Origin of the sequence: Nonomuraea sp. NPDC049028 (genome assembly GCF_043197735.1) — a bacterium.
Taxonomy (GTDB): domain Bacteria; phylum Actinomycetota; class Actinomycetes; order Streptosporangiales; family Streptosporangiaceae; genus Nonomuraea.
The window spans coordinates 269166-286485 of the sequence record NZ_JBICTR010000003.1; the positions used below are offsets into that span (position 1 = coordinate 269166).

Genomic DNA, 17320 nt, shown 5'->3' on the forward strand with positions numbered 1-17320 from the left:
CAGGTTGAGCGGGCTGCCAGCCCGCTCAACCTGCACGATTATGCAGCGAGCCTCCTGCTGACGTGGTGTCCAGGGCCACCGGCCAGGTCCAAGCGACATCGCTCGGCGGCGCCCTCACCCTTGGAGGGGCTTACCAGATAGGGTCACTGATGATCACGGCTGGCCGAGGCGTGCCGGCCCAGTTGACGTCCATGGCGACTCCGCTGCCTAGCTCGAACACTGCCATCATCGCGGTGATATCGAACCGCTTTCCCTCCTCCGCACAGACCTCCTGCAGGAATTGGATGTCCTCGTCGATCGGGTCATGTGCGAGTGGCCGGTCGGTGATACGGAAGGTGTTCCACATCATGAGGATCTCGCCGTCGAAGGCGTAGATCATCTCGTGTTGCTCCAAGACGACTCTCAAAGCCCAGACCCGACATCCGTCCAAACTCAGTTCACGGATAAGGCTCTCGTCGTAGAGGTCTGTGTCCGAGAAGAGGAAGTAGCCTTTCTGCTGAAGGTCGACCGACACGGCCAGTCGGCCGTCATACTCTGCCCACCCCTCTCGGGGGTCCATCTCCATGTCGACATCACAGACGCCTAACTTGGACAAGCGTGCTCCGATGGAGTCGACGCTTCCGGGTGCTGGTCCGAGAGTTTGGACAACCAGCCAGTTCATGCTCTCGTCCATCCACTGGTGTTCATCGAGAATGCGCTCATAGCGAGCCAGAGGTTCGTACGTCACGCAAACACCTCTCGGCTGCTCTGGTTGAGGTCAGTGTGTGCAGTTGCGGTGGAAGGCAGGAGACAAACGCTACCCCCACCCTCCACCGCAGGCCAGGGCTAGCTCAGTTCGCCCACCGCAGGTACTTCGCATAGCTGTTCTCGTGTCGGGTTTGGGTTATTCATGGTGGTGTCAAACCTGTTGGTGAACGAGTCACCAGCCAGAACGCGATCGGCTCGGTAGGCCTGATCGAGGTAGTTGCCCGCATCCCCATTGTGGGATGCCGTAATTGGGCAGAGAGACAGATTCAGGTGATTGTCCTTAAGCGCGTTTGTCCGTTCGCGAGTCGATGCGAACAGGAACTCGTCGCACTGCTTTCCGCTGTCCGAATATCTCGGCCACATCCGGTTGCACTTAGTGTTTGGGGCGCCTTGGTTCGTCTTTCCCTGGGCTTTGAATTCCCGGTGCAGGTATATCTCTGAGCCCTTACCGTTGGTCACATCACAACCCTTTAGATCCTTGTCGCGATGGTCTGGATAGGTGTCGTCGGGGTCGGTGCAGGCATTCCAGCAGAACACGAGCCTTAGCTGCTCGTCGTACCTTCCGAGCGGCCGCGCCTCGGCAGTGGTGGATCCGGGCCCGCGCCTACGCGTGGGGCAGCATTTCGCCCCGCTCCGCCTCACCAGACCGATGGAGCAAGTTGCGATGCCCATGAGGCCCATCCCCGCGGCTCCCCAGTCGTCCGATCGCGAGTCCCGGCGAAAGGAGGGTCGCGGTGGCGATCGCCCTGACATCGTCTACTCCGCCGTCATACACCTGCCGGCCTACGCCATCCTTGACAGCACCTGATCCCATCGAACTCCGGGCCGGTACGGCGCCCGGCCACGGCAACGGCATCCGCACCACCGTGTTCCAGCCCAAGGAATCAGGACAGGCGGGGTAACTCATGACGAGCATAGCTCGCGGAAGTGAAGCCCACGTTCCAGTCATGCAGGCACTGCCCGTAGAGGTCGCTCGCAGTGCTCGACACGCGCTCTAACCCATACACCACTCCCGTGGACGCAACCCCTTCGCCGCGCTGCGGTTGCTGCCATGAGTGATCGGGACAAGGACATGGAGATTCTCGTTCTGCGTCACCAGATCGCGTCCTTGAACGCCAGCTCGGCGTTGACACGAGAGTGCGATTCGCGCCCGAGGACCGGGCCTTCCTCGCCGCGCTCCTGACCTCACTGCCGCGTGACGTTCTGCGCCAGCTGCGGCTTCTCGTCCGGCCGAACACCGTCCTGCGCTGGCACCGCGACCTGATGAAACGTCGTCACGCCCGTATCTGCCAGCCCAAGCGGCCCGGGCGCCCACCCACGGTCCGCTCCATCCGCGCCCTCATTCTGCGCCTGGTTCGGGAGAACCCGAGCTGGGGCGACCGGCGGATCCACGGAGAGCTCACCACGCTCGGCATCAAGGTTGCGCCGTCCACCGTCTGGGAGATCCTCAAACAGGCAGGCCTCGACCAGGCACCCGAACGGGCTTCCACCACGTGGGCCGACTTCCTGCGCTCGCCAGCCGACGCCCTACTGGCCTGCGACTTCATCGAGACCGTCACTCTCAGCGGACAACGCCAGTACGTCCTGGCGGTCATGGAGCACGCCACCAGACGCGTACGCGTGCTCGGCACCACCGCTCACCCGAGCTCGAACTGGGTCACCCAGGCGATCAAAAACCTGGTGATGGACCTGGACGATGCAGGCTGCAGAGCGCGCTTTCTGCTCCGAGATCGGGATGGAAAGTTCCCGGCCCTCATGGACGAGGTCCTCGCCGAGGCGGACATCACGACAGTGCTCACCGGCATTCGGATGCCGCGGATGAATTCGATCATGGAACGGTGGGTGCAATCCTGCCGCCACGAGCTTCTCGACTGCTGCCTCGTCTGGAACGAACGCCATCTTCGGCACGCCCTGCGCGAGTACGAACGCTTCTACAACCAGTACCGAGCACATCAGGCCCTGAACCAAGCAGCCCCGCTGCGTCCCGTCCCCGATTCGATCACAGATCCCGAGCGAATCATCAACCTGAACATACGCCGGCGAGACCGACTCGGCGGCCTCCTCCACGAATACTCACATGCCGCTTAGCCAGCACGGATGTAATTTTCGGCAGGCGCAATGTCTCCGACCAATTCCTCTGGCTGGCCTACCTGGCCGGGCTACCGCCCGTCCGACTGCATGACCTGCGCCATGGCGCGGCCTCGCTGATGCTGGCGGCCGGGGTGGAGATGAAGGTGGTGCAGGAAACGCTGGGACACACCTCCAGCGCCTTCACCGCCGACACCTACACCTCTGTCTACCCGCAGGTGGCCTCGGCTGCGGCCGAGCAGACCGCGGCCTTGCTGTCCGGCGAGGACGACCAGGCCACGCCCGGGAAACTCATCTCGCTGAGGAGTTGACAGTCGGATTAAGCATCCGGCCCCGCATTCGCCGCCTGCTCGTGGCGAGGCGGGGCCGCTGCTCTTCCCGCAGCAGCCGGAGACAGTGAATGGATCACGGTGTGTGCGGGGTTGAAGCGCGCGAGCACGCACGGAGCACGCAACCGCTAGACGAAAATTCTAGAATGCATCCGATCTCACAGAACCGCAGGTCAGACCATGATCAAAGCGCGCCCTGCAGGATTCGAACCTGCGACCGTCGGATTAGAAGTCCGATGCTCTATCCAGCTGAGCTAAGGGCGCTCGAATTCGGCCTCTGACCAGCATGTCAGCCGACCAGGAGAGACGGTAGCATAATCATACGCCGATCGAACAGTATCGGATTTGGAGGGGCCATGGCACGATCCCGAAGACAGATGCCCCCTTCGCCTCCCCTGCTCGACATGGTGCCCTCCTGGGAATTGTCCCTTCAGGCGGCTGACAAGTCACCCGGAACGATCCGGAGCTACCTCGACAGCGTACGCGTCCTGGCCCGGTTTCTCTCCGAGCGCGGGTTGCCCGTGGAGGTGGAGGCGGTCGACGCCGCGAACGTGCGCGCGTTTCTCGATGCCAGTACTGCCGCGACCAGTTCCGGGAACGCGCGCAAGCATTTTCGCAACCTGCGGGTGTTCTTCAACTGGCTGATCGCGGAAGAGGAGCGGATCTCGGGGACGCCCATGGACGGGATCGATCCGCCGAAGGGGGCCGGTCGGACGGTCGAGTTGCTGGCTGATCGGGAGCTTGAGGCACTGCTGGAGGTGTGTTCCGGGGGGTCTTGGGTGGATCGTCGGGATACCGCGATCGTGCGGGTGCTCATGGACAACGGGATGCGACTGTCCTGGCTGGCCGGGCTCCGGCACGGTCCTACCGGTGATCAGCGGGACAATACTCAAGCCGGGCGGACCGGGGATGTGTGGTTGGATCGGCGGCTGCTGCGGATCGTCCGTAAGGGTGACGACGCGCATCTGGTGCCGATCGGGCCGAAGGCCGCCGCGGCGATCGATCGGTATCTGCGGGCCCGTACGCGGCATCCGCACGCGGCCTCGCCCTGGCTCTGGCTTCCGGTACGCGGTATCACGGCCGAGGGTGGGCAGCGGCGGCTGACCGCGACGGGCATACAGCAGATGCTGGAACGGCGGGGTCGGGAGGCGGGGATCCCTGGGCGGCTGCATCCGCACCGGTTCCGGCAGACGATGGCCGACGACTACCTGGACAAGGGCGGCGATCCGCTCGATCTGATGCGGATCACCGGGTGGAAGAGCGTGGAGATGGTACGCCGATACCTCAGCGCCGCCGCCGAACGCCACTAAACCTCAGTGCCGCCGAACGTCACCAAACCTCAGTGCCGCCGAACGTCACCAAACCTCGGTGCCGACTGCCCGTAGCGGACCACGAACAGCAGCACGTCAGTCAGTCCGTCAGGGCGATCACCAGCCACATGAACGCCGCCCCCGCCACCGTGGCCAGCAGCGTCGGACCCGCCGCGCGGCTGGTGGTGTGGGCCTCCGGCAGGATGTCCGACGTCGCCAAGTACAGCAGAAACCCGGCGAACATCCCCAGATACGCCCCCAGCACCCCCGCCGGAATCGCGATCAGTGACGTCAACGTAGCCCCCGTCACCGGCGCCAGAGCGTCCAGACCCAGCAGGATCAGCGCCCGGCGGCGCGCGTTCCCGTACAGGGAAGTGATCGTGTACGTGTTGAACCCGTCCGTGAAGTCGTGCGCGATGACGCCGATCGCGACCGCGACCGCGAGCGTGGTGTCGGTCTGGAAGGCGGCGCCGATCGCGGCGCCGTCGAGGAAGCTGTGGACGACGAGCGCGGCGCCGGCGACGAGGCCGACGCCCGCGTGCGAGTGGCGGTGTGAGGCGTAGTCGCCTTCGTGGGCGTCGTGCATGCCCATCGAGCGTTCGACGCTGTGAATGCCCAGGAACGCCAGCGCGAACATCAGCATCGGCACCGGCACCCCGCCCAGCTGAGCCGGGTCGCGGGAGAGCGCCTCCGGCAGCAGGTCGAACGCCACCACGCCGAGCATGACGCCGGCGGCGGCGCCGAGGACGAGGTGACGGCGTTCCCTGACGCGATGCGCGACCAGCCCGCCGAGCAGCGTCATCAGGAATGCCGCGAACGACAGCATGATCGGCATGAGGCTCCAGGCTAGGGGGCGCGTGCGCGTCACAGAGTCGCGACACGCTAAAACGCCAGGCGGGAGGGGTGTAAAAGGGTCTAAGCTTTCTCGGCATGGTCGCGACGCTCCTGCACGAGATCCCCTTGCAGGGCGGGGACGTGACAGACGGGGTGGTCCGGGTCGGTGACACCGTCCGCAGACCGGCGAGCCCGTCGACGCCCGCCGTGCACGCCCTGCTCCGCCACCTGGAAGCCGCCGGGTTCGAGGGCGCGCCGCGCGTCGTGGGCATGGACGAGCTCGGGCGCGAGATCCTCACCTATATTCCGGGGACGACCGGGCTCGGCCTGGTGACGGTCACCGACGAGGCGCTGGTACGGCTGGCCGAGCTGTTGCGCGACTTCCACGACGCGACGCGGGGCTTCCCGCTGACGCGCGGCGGATGGAAGGGCGGTTCGAACGACGACGCCGCCCCGGAGGTCATCGGCCACTGCGATTTAACCCTTCAAAACGTGATATTTCGCGACGGAAGGCCCCGGGCGCTGATCGACTTCGATCTGGCCCGGCCAACGACCCGGCTGTTCGACGTCGTCACGACGCTCAGGCACTGGGCGCCCATCGGCGACCCGGTCGACCTGGCGCCGCTCCAGCGCGGGCTGGACGTGGGGGCGCGGCTGCGCCTGTTCTGCGACGCGTACGGGGTGCCGCCGCGCGATCGCCGACGGCTGCTGGAGCTGGCCAGGCTCCGGTTCCAGCGCTCGTACACGGTCATGCGTGACCGGGCGGCGACGGGCGGGAGCTGGGCCAGGATGTGGGCAGGCGGCGCGGGCGAGCGCATCCGCCGGGCCGCCGCCTGGCTGGACAAGCACGAAGATAGGCTCCATGCGCATTTGGTCAGCTAAGTCCCACCCGGTCAACGACATCTCGCGGCCGGTGGGCATCGCGTTGGGAGTGGCGCTCGACGCCGTCATCGGTGACCCGCGCGCGGCCCACCCCGTCGCGCTGTTCGGCCGTGCCGCCACCCGGCTGGAGCAGGCCCTGTATGGCGACGCCAGGCCGAACGGCGTCGTACACGTCGCCCTCTGCGCGGGCGCGGCCACGGGCCTGGGCGTGCTCGCCGAACGCGTGGCGAACCCCGTCGCCCGTACGGCGTTGACGGCCGTCGCCACCTGGGCGGTGCTCGGCGGCACCACGCTGGCCCGCGAGGGCGCCTACCTGGCCGCGGCGCTGGAGGACGACGACCTGACCAGGGCCCGCGCCCGCCTCCCCCACCTGTGCGGCCGCGACCCCGCCGCGCTGGAGGCGCCCGAGATCGCCAGGGCCACCGTCGAGTCGCTGGCCGAGAACGCCTCCGACGCGGTCGTGGCCCCGCTCTTCTGGGGTGCCGTGGCGGGCGTGCCGGGGCTGCTGGCCTACCGGGCGATCAACACGCTGGACGCGATGATCGGCCACCACTCCCCCCGCTACGAACGTTTCGGGTGGGCGGCGGCCAGGCTCGACGACGTGGCCAATTACCTGCCGGCCCGGCTCACGGGGTTGATCACCGTACTCGTCGCCCCGAACCGGGCGCAGGCGCTGGCCGTACTGCGAAGAGATGGGCACCGCCATCCCAGCCCCAACGCGGGCAGGTGCGAGGCCGCATTCGCCGGGGCGCTCGACCTCACGCTGGGTGGCACGAACGTCTACGGCGGCAGAACCGAGCACCGGCCGACCATGGGCGACGGTCCCAAGCCCGAGCCGGCGGACGTCCGGCGCGCGGTGCGCCTCACCCGGGCGGTGAGCCTGACCGCCGCCGGAATCGCCGTGCTGGCCGCGTGGGGCCTGCGCCGCCGAGCCTGAAAGCCCCCGAGGCTATAATCTACTAAACCTACCGATTTAGTACCTAAATGTCAGGGATCCTCGTGACCAGCAAGATCGTCGGTGCGGCCCTCGCTCTCAGCCTAGCTCTCGCCGCCTGCGGCACCGGGTCGGGCGTCACCGCCAGCACCGCTCCACCAACCGCCGCGACCATCGAGATCGGCTCCCTCTACGAGCCGCAGAACCTCGACAACACCGCCGGCGGCGGCCAGGGCGTCACGGAGGCGTTCAACGGCAACGTCTACGAGGGCCTGTTCAAGCTGACCGACGACGGCAAGGTCGAGAACCTGCTCGCCGAGGGCCACAAGGTGAGCCCCGACGGCCTCACCTATACCTTCACGCTGCGCAAGGGTGTGAAGTTCCACTCCGGCAAGCCGCTGACCTCGGCCGATGTGAAATACAGCATCGAGAAGGTCACCGCGAAGGACTCGCAGTCGGCGCGCAAGAGCGGCTTCAAGCCGGTCAAGAGCATCGAGACCCCGGACGACGCGACCGTGGTGGTGAAGCTGGCGAGCCGGTCGATCTCGCTGGTCTACAACCTCAGCTACGTGTGGATCATCAATTCGGCGGCGAAGAACCTCACCACCTCCGAAGACGGCACCGGCCCGTACAAGCTGGGTGCCTGGAAGCGCGGCTCCACGCTGAGCCTCGACCGGTTCGACGGCTACTGGGGCGCCAAGCCGGCGAACAAGGGCGTCGTGTTCCACTACTTCACCGACGCGACCGCGCTGAACAACGCGCTGCTCACCAACGCCGTCGACATCGTCACCAGCGAGCAGAGCCCGGACGCCCTCGCGCAGTTCAAGGACAACAAGGATTACCGGGTCAGCGACGGTCATTCCACGACCAAGCTGCTGCTGGCCTTCAACGACCGGAAGGCGCCGTTCGACAAGCCGCTGGTGCGCAAGGCCGTCACCTCGGCCATCGACAATGCCAAGCTGCTGGAGTCGATCTGGGCGGGTTACGGCAGCCTGATCGGCTCGATGGTGCCGCCGACCGACCCATGGTACGAGGACCTGACCAAGGTCAACCCGTACGACGTGAACCTGGCGAAGAAGGAGCTGGCCGAGGCCGGTTACGCCAAGGGCTTCGCCTTCACGCTCGACACGCCCAACTACGACCCGCACCCCACGGCGGCGGCGTTCATCAAGAGCGAGCTGGCCAAGGTCGGCATCACCGTCACCATCAACGTCATCACCGCCGACGAGTGGTACTCGAAGGTGTACAAGAACCGCGACTTCGCCGCCACCCTCCAGGAGCACGTCAACGACAGGGATGTGGTCTGGTACGGCGACCCGGACTTCTACTGGGGCTACGACAACCCGCAGGTCACCAAGTGGGTCACTGAGGCCGAGCAGGCCGAGACCACCGAGGCGCAGACCGAACTGCTGAAGAAGGTCAACCGGCAGATCGCCGAGGACGCGGCGAGCGACTGGCTCTACCTCTATCCGCAGATCGTGGTGGCGTCGTCGGACCTGTCGGGCTACCCGATCAACGGCCTGAACTCGCAGTTCTACGTCTACGGCATCAAGAAGGGCTGATGGCGCGCTACCTGCTGCGCCGGACGGCCTTCCTGCTGGGCTCGCTGCTGCTGGCGGCGACGCTGCTGTTCCTGCTGCTCCGGCTGCTGCCCGGCGATCCGGCCAACTCGCTGCTGTCCGTCGGGGCCACGCCGGAGCAGATCGCGGCGGCCCGGCACCAGATCGGGTCGGACCGGCCGTTGCCCGAGCAGTTCGGCTCCTGGCTGGGCGGGCTGGCCCGGTTCGACCTGGGCACCTCGTTCGTCAGCACGCTGCCCGTGGGGCAGGAGATCGCCTCCCGGCTGGTGGTGACGGTGCCGCTGACACTGCTGTCGTTCCTGCTGGCGGTGGTGGTCGCGGTGCCGGTCGGCTTCCTGGCCGCCTACCGGGCGGACCGCTGGTACGGGCCGCTGCTGAACGGGGTGTCGCAGCTCGGCATCGCGGTGCCGGTCTTCTGGATCGGGATGCTGCTGGTCACGGTGTTCGCGTTGCGGCTGCGGGTGCTGCCGGCTGGTGGGTTCCCCCGGCACGAGTGGGAGGACCCGGCCGCCGCGCTGACCTCGCTGGCCCTGCCCGTGGTGACGATCGCGCTGGTCATGTCGGCCTCGCTGATCCGCTACGTCCGCTCGGCCACGGTGGACGTGCTCGGCGCCGACTATCTGCGTACGGCCAGGGCGCTCGGCTCGTCCTTCGTCGGCGCGATGTGGCGGCACGGGCTGCGCAACGCGGCCGTCCCGGTCATCTCGATCCTCGGCATCGAGCTGGCCACCACGTTCCTCGGCGCGGTGGTGGTGGAGAGTGTGTTCGCGCTGCCGGGGCTGGGCGGGATGCTGGTGAAGGGCATCGCCGAGCACGACTATCCGGTCATCCAGGGCGTTCTGGTGGTCAGCACCTTCGCGGTGCTGGTGATCGGGTTCGCCGCCGACCTGGTACAGCGGCTCGTCGATCCCCGGCTCCGCGCCCACCTCGCCGGAGGCAGGCCATGAGGAGCGGGAGACCGGCCGTGAGGAGCGGGGGCGGGGCGTGAAGAGGTCGCCGACGTTCCTGATCGGCTGTGTGCTGGTGGCGCTGGTGTGCGCGGTCGCCGTGGTCTCGCTGTTCTGGCTGCCGTACGACCCGTCCGACACCTCGGGCGGCCGGCTCGTCCCGCCCGGCGGCGCGCACTGGCTCGGCACCGACAAGCTCGGCCGCGACCTGCTCAGCCGGCTCATGGTCGGCGCGCGCATCGCGCTGACGGTCGGCTTCGGCTCCGTGCTGGTCGGCGGCGTGCTCGGGGTGGCCGCCGGGCTGCTGGCCGGGTTCGCGACCCGGTGGCTGGACGACACGATCTCCGCCGTGCTCGACATCCTCATCGCCTTCCCCACGCTGCTGCTGGCCATGCTGGTGGTCGCGGTACGCCAGGCGTCACTGGGCTCGGCCGTGCTGGCGATCGGGCTGGCGATGTCGGCGATCGTCGCGCGGCTGACGCGGGTGCTGGTCAAGCGGGTGCTCGCCCAGGACTACATCACGGCCTCCCGTACCTCGGGCACATCGTGGCCGCGCGTCGTGACCGAGCACGTGCTGCCGAACATCTGGCCGACGCTGCTGGTCAACCTGGCCCTGCAGCTCGGTCTGGCCGTACTGGCCGAGGCGTCCCTGTCCTATCTCGGCCTCGGCCCGCCGCCGCCGAACGCCTCATGGGGACGGCTGCTGCAGGAGGCTCAGGCCACCGTGCTCACCGCGCCGACCGGCGCCATCGCGCCGGGCGTGCTGCTCGTGGTGCTCGTCGTGGGCGTGAACCTGGTCGCCGACGGCTTCAGAGACCTGGCCGACCCGACCCGCCGGAGGAGCCGATGAGCCTGCTGGACGTCCATGACCTCACGGTACGGCGGGCGGACGGCCGCGAGCTGGTCACCGGCGTGTCCTTCACCGTGGGCACCGGCGACCGGCTCGGCCTGATCGGCGAGTCCGGCTCCGGCAAGTCGCTGACCGCGCTGGCCGTCATGGGCCTGCTCCCGGCCGGCATGACCGCGCACGGCAGTGCCGTACTGGACGGCACGGAGATCGTCGGCGCACGTGACGGCGAGCTCGACGGGGTACGCGGCCGGGCGGCGGCCGTCGTCTTCCAGGAGCCGCTCACGGCGCTCGATCCGCTGATGCGCGTCGGCCACCAGCTCGCCGAGCCGCTCCGCCGCCATCAGCGGCTACGCGGCGGCCCGCTGCGCGCCGCGGTCATGGCGGCCTTGGCCGAGGTACGGCTCGACGAGCGCGTGGCGCGGGCGTACCCGCACGAGATCTCCGGGGGCCAGCGGCAACGGGTGGCCATCGCCATGGCCCTGGCCTGCCGGCCGAAGCTGCTGATCGCCGACGAACCGACCACGGCCTTGGACGTCACCGTCCAGGCCGAGGTGCTGACGCTGCTCGACGGGCTGGTCGCGAGCCGGGGGATGGCGTTGCTGTTCATCAGTCACGACCTGGCCGTCGTGGCGGGGGTCACGGACCGGATCGTGGTGCTGAAGGAGGGGGTGGCGGTCGAGTCGGGCAGCGTGCGCGACATCGTGTACGAGCCTGGCCACGCGTACACCCGCTCGCTGGTGGCCAGCGCGTGGGAGCTGGAAGGCGAGCTGGATCGGATGGCGCCATGAACCCCGATGAAGCCGGATCCGGGGGCGGCGTAGTGCTGGAGGCGCGCGACGTGGGGTTCGCCTACCGGAAGGCGGCCCCCGTACTCAGCGACGTGTCGGTCGCCGTCTCCCCCGGGCGCAGCCTGGCCCTGGTCGGCGAGTCCGGCGCGGGCAAGACGACGCTGCTGCGGCTGCTGCTCGGCCTGGCCAGACCGAGCAGCGGCCGGATCCTGTTCGACGGCAGGGAGCCCACTGGCCGCGAGTTCCGGCGGAACGTGCAGCCCGTGTTCCAGGACCCGTACTCCTCCCTCGATCCCCGGCAGCGCGTGGGCCGGATCGTCTCCGAGCCGCTGCGCTCGCTGAGACTGCTCGGCTCACGCGACGAGGCGGGGGACCGGGTGGCCGAGGCGCTGCGGGCGGTCGGACTGCCCGCCGACGCGGCGCGCCGCTACCCGCACGAGTTCTCGGGCGGGCAGCGGCAGCGCATCGCGATCGCCAGGGCCATCGTCTGCGAGCCGAAGGTGCTGCTCGCCGACGAACCGGTCAGCGCGCTGGACGTCTCGACCCGGGTACGCGTCGTCGAACTGCTGGCCGAGCTGGGCGAGAGCCGGGGCATGGCCGTGGTGATGGTCTCGCACGACCTGACCGTGGTGGCGGCCCTCTGCCGGGACACGGCGGTGCTCGAACGCGGACGCGTCGTCGAGCAGGGCCCCACCCCGGCCGTACTCGGCTCCCCCGCCCACCCGTACACGCGCAAGCTCCTCGACAGCGTGCCCCGGCTCAGTCGCGCGGCAGGAGCAGGAGAAGGGCGGGCAGCCCGGCCAGAGCGGCCATGAGGACGGCGGTCAGCGTGAGGTTCCCGCCGGCCAGGAGCGGGGCCACGGCGGCGGCGCCGACCGGCGGTGTGGCCTGCATGAGCGTACGAAGCACGCTGAACGTGCGGCCGCGCAGAGCGGGCGGGATCAGCTCCATGCGCAGCGACTGGGCCCAGACGGTCATCACCACGCCCGCCGCCCCGATCAGCAGGAACCCGGCCGCGAGCACCCACCGGTCGGGTACGGCCAGCAGCGCCAGGAATCCGGCCGCCGCCACGAGCTGCGCCAGCCCGATCGCCCGCATCCGGCTGACGTTCGGCTTCCACGATCCGGCCAGGAACCCGCCCGCCAGCTCGCCCACCGACAGGGCGCTCAGCAGCAGCGCCAGCGTGGCCGGGCCGCCGGGCAACCGATCCTTGGCCAGCCACGGCCCGGCGACCAGCACCAGGGCGCCCTCGGCGATGTTGAACGCCATGAACGCCAGCGTCGTGCGCACCAGCGCCCGATCGCGCAGCAGGTGGCCGAGGCGCGGCCGGCCCGTCTCCGGCGTCACGTGCGGCCGCAGCGGCGTGCGGACCAGCAGCGCGGCCACGGCGAAGCACAGATAGCTGGCCGCGTCGAGAGCGAGGACGTTCGCCGCGCCGATGGCGTCGATCATCGTCCCGGCCAGGGCGTAGCCCACGATTCCGGACACGGCGTACGCCAGGGACTCCAGCGCGTTGGCCTGGTCGAGCGCGTCCGGCTCGACGAGATCCGGGATGGCGGCGGGCACACCGGCCATGGGCACCATCTTGAGCAGGCCGTGCAGGGCCGCCACGACGAACGGCAGCCACCCCGGCACGCCGCCCAGCGCGGCCGTCAGCGGCACGGTGGCCACCGCGACGCCCCTGATCAGGCTGTCGGCGGCCAGCACGTGCCGCTTGTCGAAGCGGTCGAGCAGCGGGCCCACCGCCAGCCCGCCGGCCAGCACCGGCGCGGTGTAGCAGGCGGCCAGCAGACTGAGCGCGCCGACGCCGCCCGGCCCGTTAAGCACCAGCCAGGACAGGGCCACGAGCGTCATGCCGTCGCCGACCAGCGAAATGGACGAGCCGATCCACAGCCTGCGGAAGTCCCGCGCGGCCAGAACGGTGAGTGTCATGCCGCGGCCCACAGGTGGTGCAGGGCGTAGGAGCGCCATGGGCGCCAGCTCGCGGGCGCCTGACGTACCTGCTGGGTGGGCAGGAAGACGTCGGGGTCGGCGAGCGCGCGCATGCGGATGTAGGCGGCGGTCCGCTCATCCACGCCGGGTACGGCGCGCAGCTGCCGCTCGGCCTCGTCCCGATCGGCGCCCGGATCGAGCGTGAGCCGCCCGGTGACCAGCGCCTCGGCGATCGGGACGACCTCGGTCAGCGCCGCCATCGGCGGGAACAGGTGGGTCACGGCCCCGGCCGGGCAGCTCAGCGGCTCGCCGAAGCGCTCGACCAGTTCCGCCAGCTCCTTCCCCGGCCCGCACACCGCGCGTACGGCCAGCTCAGCCGGGTCCACATGGCCCGGCGCGCGCAGCCCCGGACGGGTCGTGACCAGCGGGGCGAGCACCGGGTCCGCGCCGAGCACCTCCTCGATCTCGCGCGGGTCGGCGTCGAGGTCGAGCAATACCCGGCACCGCCGCACGGCGACGGCGAGGTCCCTGACGTCCGCCAGCAGCAGCTCGCACCGCATGTGATCGCCGCCGTCCGTCACGCCCACCACGGCTGTCCCGTACGGCAGGCGCAGCGACCTTCGGTAGAACCCGGCCCCGCCCTCCTCGACGCCGGGCACCGCCCGCGCGGCCAGGTAGGTGAACAGCGCCTCCGCGTCCAGCGGCGGCCGGTAGGCCAGTCGCACCTCGACCCGGACAGCCCGCGACCCTTCCACGAACCCACGCTCAGTCGCGGGGTGCCCGGAGGTGCGGGACCGCAGGTCGGTCGGGGTCAGCCCGTACAGCTGCCTGATCGTCTGGTTGAACTGCCTGATGCTCGCGAACCCCGCCGCGAACGCCACCTCCCCCGCCCCCAACCCCGTCGACTCCAGCAGGACCCGCGCGGTCTGCGCCCGCTGCGCTCTGGCCAGCGCCTGCGGCCCGGCGCCCAGCTCGGCCAGCAGGAGCCGGTGCAGCTGCCGCTCGCTGTAGCCGAGCCGGGCGGCCAGCCCCGAGACGCCCTCCCGGTCCACCAGCCCGTCGGCGATCAGCCGCATCGCCCGGCCGGCCACGTCGGCCCGCAGGTTCCAGTCGGGCGAGCCGGGCGCCGCGTCGGGACGGCAGCGCTTGCAGGCCCGGTGGCCCGCCTGCTGGGCGGCCGCGGCTGAGGGGTAGAGCCGCAGGTTCTCCGGCTTGGGCATGGCCGCCGGGCAGCTCGGCCGGCAGTAGACGCCCGTGGTGACGACCCCGACGAAGAACCGCCCGTCGAAGCGCCGATCGCGGCTCCTGAGCACCGCGTACAGATTGTCCGCATCCATCACCCGACCCACTGTGACGTGGCCCGGAGCGCGGCGGCTAGCCACGATCGGACGTCAACGACAGTGCTACAGAAGCCCGGTACGGCGGGCCAGGGCCGCCGCCTCGACCCGGGAGGCCACGCCGAGCTTGGCCATGATGTTGGACACATGCACGCCCGAGGTCCTGGCCGAGATGAACAGCCGCTCGGCGATCTGCCTGTTGCTCAGCCCCTCGGCCACCAGCTCCAGCACCTCCAGCTCCCGCGCCGACAGCCCCGGCTCGGCCGTCAGGCGTACCCGGCCGCTGGCCGCGGCCGCCTCGACCTCCTGCCGCAGTGGCGCCGAGCCCAGCCGCTCGGCGATGGCGGCGGCCTCACGCAGCAGCTCGCGTGCCGACTCCGGATCCTGCTCGGCCGCCCTGACCAGGGCTTGTCCCAGCGCGTACGGCTGGCCGACCGTCCGCCAGGCGGCCACGGCGGCCGCCCACGAGCCCCCGCACTCGGCCTCGAACGTCGCCCGGTACGCCTCCTGGACCCGCCCCGTCGTCTCCATGCCCGCGGGCGCCTGGCGCACCCGGCCCGTACGCGCGGCGATCACGAGCAGCGGCCAGGCGTAGCGGCGGCTGAGCGTCAGGTCGTGCGCGGACAGCACGTGGTCGGCCAGCCGCCCGGCCCGCTCCACGTCACCGGCGGCGACGGCGAGCCTGCCTTCGAGCAGATCGGGCTCCAGGCACGAGTCGTAGCCGCGCGAGCGCCCGCGCATCAGCGGCCTGGCCCGATCCAGAACGTCGGCCGCCTCCTCCAGCGCGCCCTCCCAGACCGCGACCGTACCGAGCACCATCAGCAGCCAGGCCCGGTGGATCGGCGGCGGGTCGAGCGCCAGGGCCGCGTCGATGACCTCGCGCGCCTCCTTCCAGCGGCCGAGGGAGGCCAGGGGTTCGGCCAGGTTCGCGGCGATGTGGGCGCCGCGCGAGCGGGCCATGCCCAGGCGCTTGGCCTGCGCCATGCCCCGGCGCGCGACCGCCTCCGCCTTGGCGTGCTCGCCCGCCGCCTCCAGCACGTCGGCCTCGCCGGCGTACGCGGCCAGCACCGTGTCGTCATCGGGAGCGGCGGCACGCGCCTCGGCGTGCAGTCGCGACGCGGCCGCCAGGTCGCCTTCGAGCGCGGTGAGCGCGGCCAGCGTGACCAGGGATCTGGAGTCGCCGAGCGCCAGCGCGTCCTCGGCATGGGCACGGGCCTCGGCGTCCTGGCCGTTCCAGGCCAGCGTGTTGGCCAGGGCGCCGATCAGCCGGGCCTCGCGCGGCGCCAGCCGGATCGCCTCACGCAGGTCCGCCAGCCCCTCCTCGCCGAGCAGATCGCGGATCGCCACGCGCAGCTCCAGCAGGTGGGCGGCCCGCAGCGGGTCGCGAACCTCGTCTAGCGCCCGGCTCGCGAGCTCCTCGGCCCGCTCGGCGTCACCCACGTGCAGCGCGTCCTTGGCGGCCAGCTCCAGCACCGCCGCGTGATCCATACCGCCGTCGGAACCGTCATCAGGTGAGTCGGACTGCTCCCACAGTTCCAGTACGCGCTCCCACCGGCCCGCCCGCCAGGCCGCCTCGAAGGCGCGGCGCCGGTCGCCCGCCGCGTACCAGTGGTCGGCGGCCAGCTCGGGCCGCGCCTCGGCGCAGCGGGTGTGCAGCCGGATACGCTCCCCCGGCAGCAGGTCGTCGTAGACGGCGTCCCGGATCAACGTGTGCCTGAACACGTAGCCGTCCCCGTCCACCAGCAGCAGCCGAGCCCGTACGACCGGCCGCAGCGCCTCGTCGAGCACCAGGTCGTCAAGTCCCGCCACGGCCCGCAGCACCTCGTGCGGCGTCCGGCTCCCCCCGTACGAGGGCGACACCGACGACGACACGGCGGCGATCCGCAGCACGTCCAGACTGGCCCGGCCGAGCCGCTCGGCTCCGGCGAGCAGCACCTCGCGCAGCGACGCGGGCGTGGTAGCGGTGCCCGCGTCGGCCAGCGCCTCCACGAACAGCGGGTTGCCCTCACTACGCGCCACGATCCGGTCGATGTCGGCCTGCTCACCCTCGCTGCCGCCGAGCATGCGCGCCACCTCGTCGCGGCCCAGTGGCGGGACCTTGAGAACCTCGGCCATGGGCAGGCGCAGCGGCTCGCGCGAGGTCGCGATCACCAGCACGCCGGGCCGCGTCAGGTTGCGCAGCAGGAACACCAGCAGGTCGCGGCTGGCCTGGTCGGCCCAGTGCAGATCTTCCAGTACGAGGACGACGGGCCGCCGCTCGGCCGCCCGCTCGACCAGCAACAGCACCTCCTCGAACAGTCGAGCCCGCCCCAGCTCCGGGTGTTCCTCCAGCTCGCCGAGCTCGGGCAGCAGCCGAGCCAGCCCCTTCCGACCACCGCCGGGAACGAGCCCGGCACCGTACTCCCGGACCAGACGGCGCAGCACCGGCACGAACACCGCATACGGCACACCGCCCTGAACGCCATGGACGCCCGCCTGAACGCCATGCACACCGGCCTGAACGCCGTGCGCCGCCGCCGTCTGAAGGGCCGTCCCCGGGTCGGCGCCGCCCTCGGCCACCAGCGCGTCGACGCCGCGCGTGAACTCGCGTACCAGGGCCGATTTGCCGATGCCCGCCTCTCCCACGACGAGCACCGCGCCCGGTGTGCGCTCCAGGGCGGCCGCCAATGCGGCGAGCTGCTTCTGACGTCCGACGAACACAGCACCATTATGAAGAGGGGGCTACGCATCATGCCGGATGTGCCTAGGACGCGACTCCGGCA

At 70.1% G+C, this 17320-nt stretch carries 16 protein-coding genes and 1 tRNA gene; 10 read left to right on the plus strand and 7 right to left on the minus strand.

The window, feature by feature from the left end; translation table 11 throughout:
- Positions 1–130 precede the first annotated feature (130 nt).
- Both ACGFJ2_RS12130 and ACGFJ2_RS12135 read right to left on the minus strand, forming a co-directional pair.
- Entirely contained in the window at positions 131–727 is a 597-nt protein-coding gene (locus ACGFJ2_RS12130) for a hypothetical protein (protein ID WP_393467396.1), read from the minus strand.
- A gap of 98 nt (positions 728–825) precedes the next feature.
- Positions 826–1500 carry a NucA/NucB deoxyribonuclease domain-containing protein gene (locus ACGFJ2_RS12135; protein ID WP_393467399.1) on the minus strand — a complete coding sequence of 225 codons (675 nt, stop codon included), beginning with the start codon at positions 1498–1500 and terminating at the stop codon, positions 826–828.
- A 384-nt stretch (positions 1501–1884) separates the two neighbouring features.
- Between ACGFJ2_RS12135 and ACGFJ2_RS12140 the strand changes: the two genes are divergently transcribed.
- Together ACGFJ2_RS12140 and ACGFJ2_RS12145 are read left to right on the plus strand one after the other, a co-directional pair.
- Entirely contained in the window at positions 1885–2835 is a 951-nt protein-coding gene (locus ACGFJ2_RS12140) for an integrase core domain-containing protein (protein ID WP_393467402.1), read from the plus strand.
- A 14-nt stretch (positions 2836–2849) separates the two neighbouring features.
- Complete coding sequence (locus tag ACGFJ2_RS12145) at positions 2850–3146, plus strand: tyrosine-type recombinase/integrase (RefSeq protein ID WP_393468512.1); 297 nt, start codon at positions 2850–2852, stop codon at positions 3144–3146.
- 208 nt (positions 3147–3354) lie between these two features.
- On the opposite strand, the gene ACGFJ2_RS12150 is transcribed toward ACGFJ2_RS12145, so the two are convergent.
- Positions 3355–3428 (minus strand) — tRNA-Arg (locus ACGFJ2_RS12150).
- A 92-nt stretch (positions 3429–3520) separates the two neighbouring features.
- Here ACGFJ2_RS12150 and ACGFJ2_RS12155 point away from each other — a divergent pair.
- Positions 3521–4474 carry a tyrosine-type recombinase/integrase gene (locus tag ACGFJ2_RS12155; protein ID WP_393467405.1) on the plus strand — a complete coding sequence of 318 codons (954 nt, stop codon included), beginning with the start codon at positions 3521–3523 and terminating at the stop codon, positions 4472–4474.
- Between the two features lie 100 nt (positions 4475–4574).
- Here the strand turns inward: ACGFJ2_RS12155 and ACGFJ2_RS12160 are convergent, their stop codons facing one another.
- Complete coding sequence (locus tag ACGFJ2_RS12160; RefSeq protein ID WP_357955883.1) at positions 4575–5309, minus strand: ZIP family metal transporter; 735 nt, start codon at positions 5307–5309, stop codon at positions 4575–4577.
- Between the two features lie 95 nt (positions 5310–5404).
- On the opposite strand from ACGFJ2_RS12160, the gene ACGFJ2_RS12165 reads away from it, so the two are divergent.
- From ACGFJ2_RS12165 to ACGFJ2_RS12195, 7 genes are all read left to right on the plus strand, one after another.
- Positions 5405–6190 carry a phosphotransferase gene (locus tag ACGFJ2_RS12165; RefSeq protein WP_357955885.1) on the plus strand — a complete coding sequence of 262 codons (786 nt, stop codon included), beginning with the start codon at positions 5405–5407 and terminating at the stop codon, positions 6188–6190.
- Positions 6171–7127 carry a cobalamin biosynthesis protein gene (locus ACGFJ2_RS12170; protein WP_357955887.1) on the plus strand — a complete coding sequence of 319 codons (957 nt, stop codon included), beginning with the start codon at positions 6171–6173 and terminating at the stop codon, positions 7125–7127. The genes ACGFJ2_RS12165 and ACGFJ2_RS12170 overlap by 20 nt, the downstream gene beginning before the upstream one ends.
- A 62-nt stretch (positions 7128–7189) precedes the next feature.
- A complete protein-coding gene (locus ACGFJ2_RS12175; protein WP_393467410.1) occupies positions 7190–8686 on the plus strand; it encodes an ABC transporter substrate-binding protein in 1497 nt (498 codons plus the stop codon).
- Positions 8686–9651: an ABC transporter permease gene (locus ACGFJ2_RS12180; protein ID WP_225292399.1), complete on the plus strand. Its 966-nt coding sequence runs from the start codon at positions 8686–8688 to the stop codon at positions 9649–9651. Before ACGFJ2_RS12175 ends, ACGFJ2_RS12180 begins: the two co-directional genes overlap by 1 nt.
- A gap of 37 nt (positions 9652–9688) precedes the next feature.
- Positions 9689–10501: an ABC transporter permease gene (locus tag ACGFJ2_RS12185; RefSeq protein ID WP_357955894.1), complete on the plus strand. Its 813-nt coding sequence runs from the start codon at positions 9689–9691 to the stop codon at positions 10499–10501.
- Entirely contained in the window at positions 10498–11289 is a 792-nt protein-coding gene (locus ACGFJ2_RS12190) for an ABC transporter ATP-binding protein (protein WP_393467414.1), read from the plus strand. Before ACGFJ2_RS12185 ends, ACGFJ2_RS12190 begins: the two co-directional genes overlap by 4 nt.
- Positions 11286–12104, plus strand: coding sequence for an ABC transporter ATP-binding protein (locus ACGFJ2_RS12195; protein WP_357955898.1), 819 nt, complete (start codon positions 11286–11288; stop codon positions 12102–12104). The genes ACGFJ2_RS12190 and ACGFJ2_RS12195 overlap by 4 nt, the downstream gene beginning before the upstream one ends.
- On the opposite strand, the gene ACGFJ2_RS12200 is transcribed toward ACGFJ2_RS12195, so the two are convergent.
- The 3 genes from ACGFJ2_RS12200 to ACGFJ2_RS12210 all read right to left on the minus strand — a co-directional run bounded on the left by ACGFJ2_RS12200 (position 12049) and on the right by ACGFJ2_RS12210 (position 17258).
- The gene (locus tag ACGFJ2_RS12200; RefSeq protein ID WP_393467417.1) at positions 12049–13221 is read right to left on the minus strand and encodes an MFS transporter; all 1173 of its coding nucleotides are present in this window, start codon (positions 13219–13221) and stop codon (positions 12049–12051) included. The genes ACGFJ2_RS12195 and ACGFJ2_RS12200 overlap by 56 nt on opposite strands.
- Positions 13218–14558 (minus strand): DNA-3-methyladenine glycosylase 2 family protein, encoded by a 1341-nt coding sequence (locus ACGFJ2_RS12205; RefSeq protein ID WP_393468515.1) that lies wholly within the window; start codon positions 14556–14558, stop codon positions 13218–13220. The genes ACGFJ2_RS12200 and ACGFJ2_RS12205 overlap by 4 nt, the downstream gene beginning before the upstream one ends.
- Positions 14559–14624: 66 nt before the next feature.
- Complete coding sequence (locus ACGFJ2_RS12210; protein WP_393467420.1) at positions 14625–17258, minus strand: ATP-binding protein; 2634 nt, start codon at positions 17256–17258, stop codon at positions 14625–14627.
- Positions 17259–17320 lie beyond the last annotated feature (62 nt).

What these genes read in the sequence shown, in the direction of transcription:
- ACGFJ2_RS12200 (WP_393467417.1), bottom strand. Translation starts at nt 13,221, where the DNA reads ATGACACTCACCGTTCTGGCCGCGCGGGACTTCCGCAGGCTGTGGATC.
- ACGFJ2_RS12180 (WP_225292399.1), top strand. Translation starts at nt 8,686, where the DNA reads ATGGCGCGCTACCTGCTGCGCCGGACGGCCTTCCTGCTGGGCTCGCTG.
- ACGFJ2_RS12195 (WP_357955898.1), top strand. Translation starts at nt 11,286, where the DNA reads ATGAACCCCGATGAAGCCGGATCCGGGGGCGGCGTAGTGCTGGAGGCG.
- ACGFJ2_RS12160 (WP_357955883.1), bottom strand. Translation starts at nt 5,309, where the DNA reads ATGCCGATCATGCTGTCGTTCGCGGCATTCCTGATGACGCTGCTCGGC.
- ACGFJ2_RS12190 (WP_393467414.1), top strand. Translation starts at nt 10,498, where the DNA reads ATGAGCCTGCTGGACGTCCATGACCTCACGGTACGGCGGGCGGACGGC.
- ACGFJ2_RS12205 (WP_393468515.1), bottom strand. Translation starts at nt 14,558, where the DNA reads ATGGATGCGGACAATCTGTACGCGGTGCTCAGGAGCCGCGATCGGCGC.
- ACGFJ2_RS12155 (WP_393467405.1), top strand. Translation starts at nt 3,521, where the DNA reads ATGGCACGATCCCGAAGACAGATGCCCCCTTCGCCTCCCCTGCTCGAC.
- ACGFJ2_RS12135 (WP_393467399.1), bottom strand. Translation starts at nt 1,500, where the DNA reads ATGTCAGGGCGATCGCCACCGCGACCCTCCTTTCGCCGGGACTCGCGA.
- ACGFJ2_RS12165 (WP_357955885.1), top strand. Translation starts at nt 5,405, where the DNA reads ATGGTCGCGACGCTCCTGCACGAGATCCCCTTGCAGGGCGGGGACGTG.
- ACGFJ2_RS12170 (WP_357955887.1), top strand. Translation starts at nt 6,171, where the DNA reads ATGCGCATTTGGTCAGCTAAGTCCCACCCGGTCAACGACATCTCGCGG.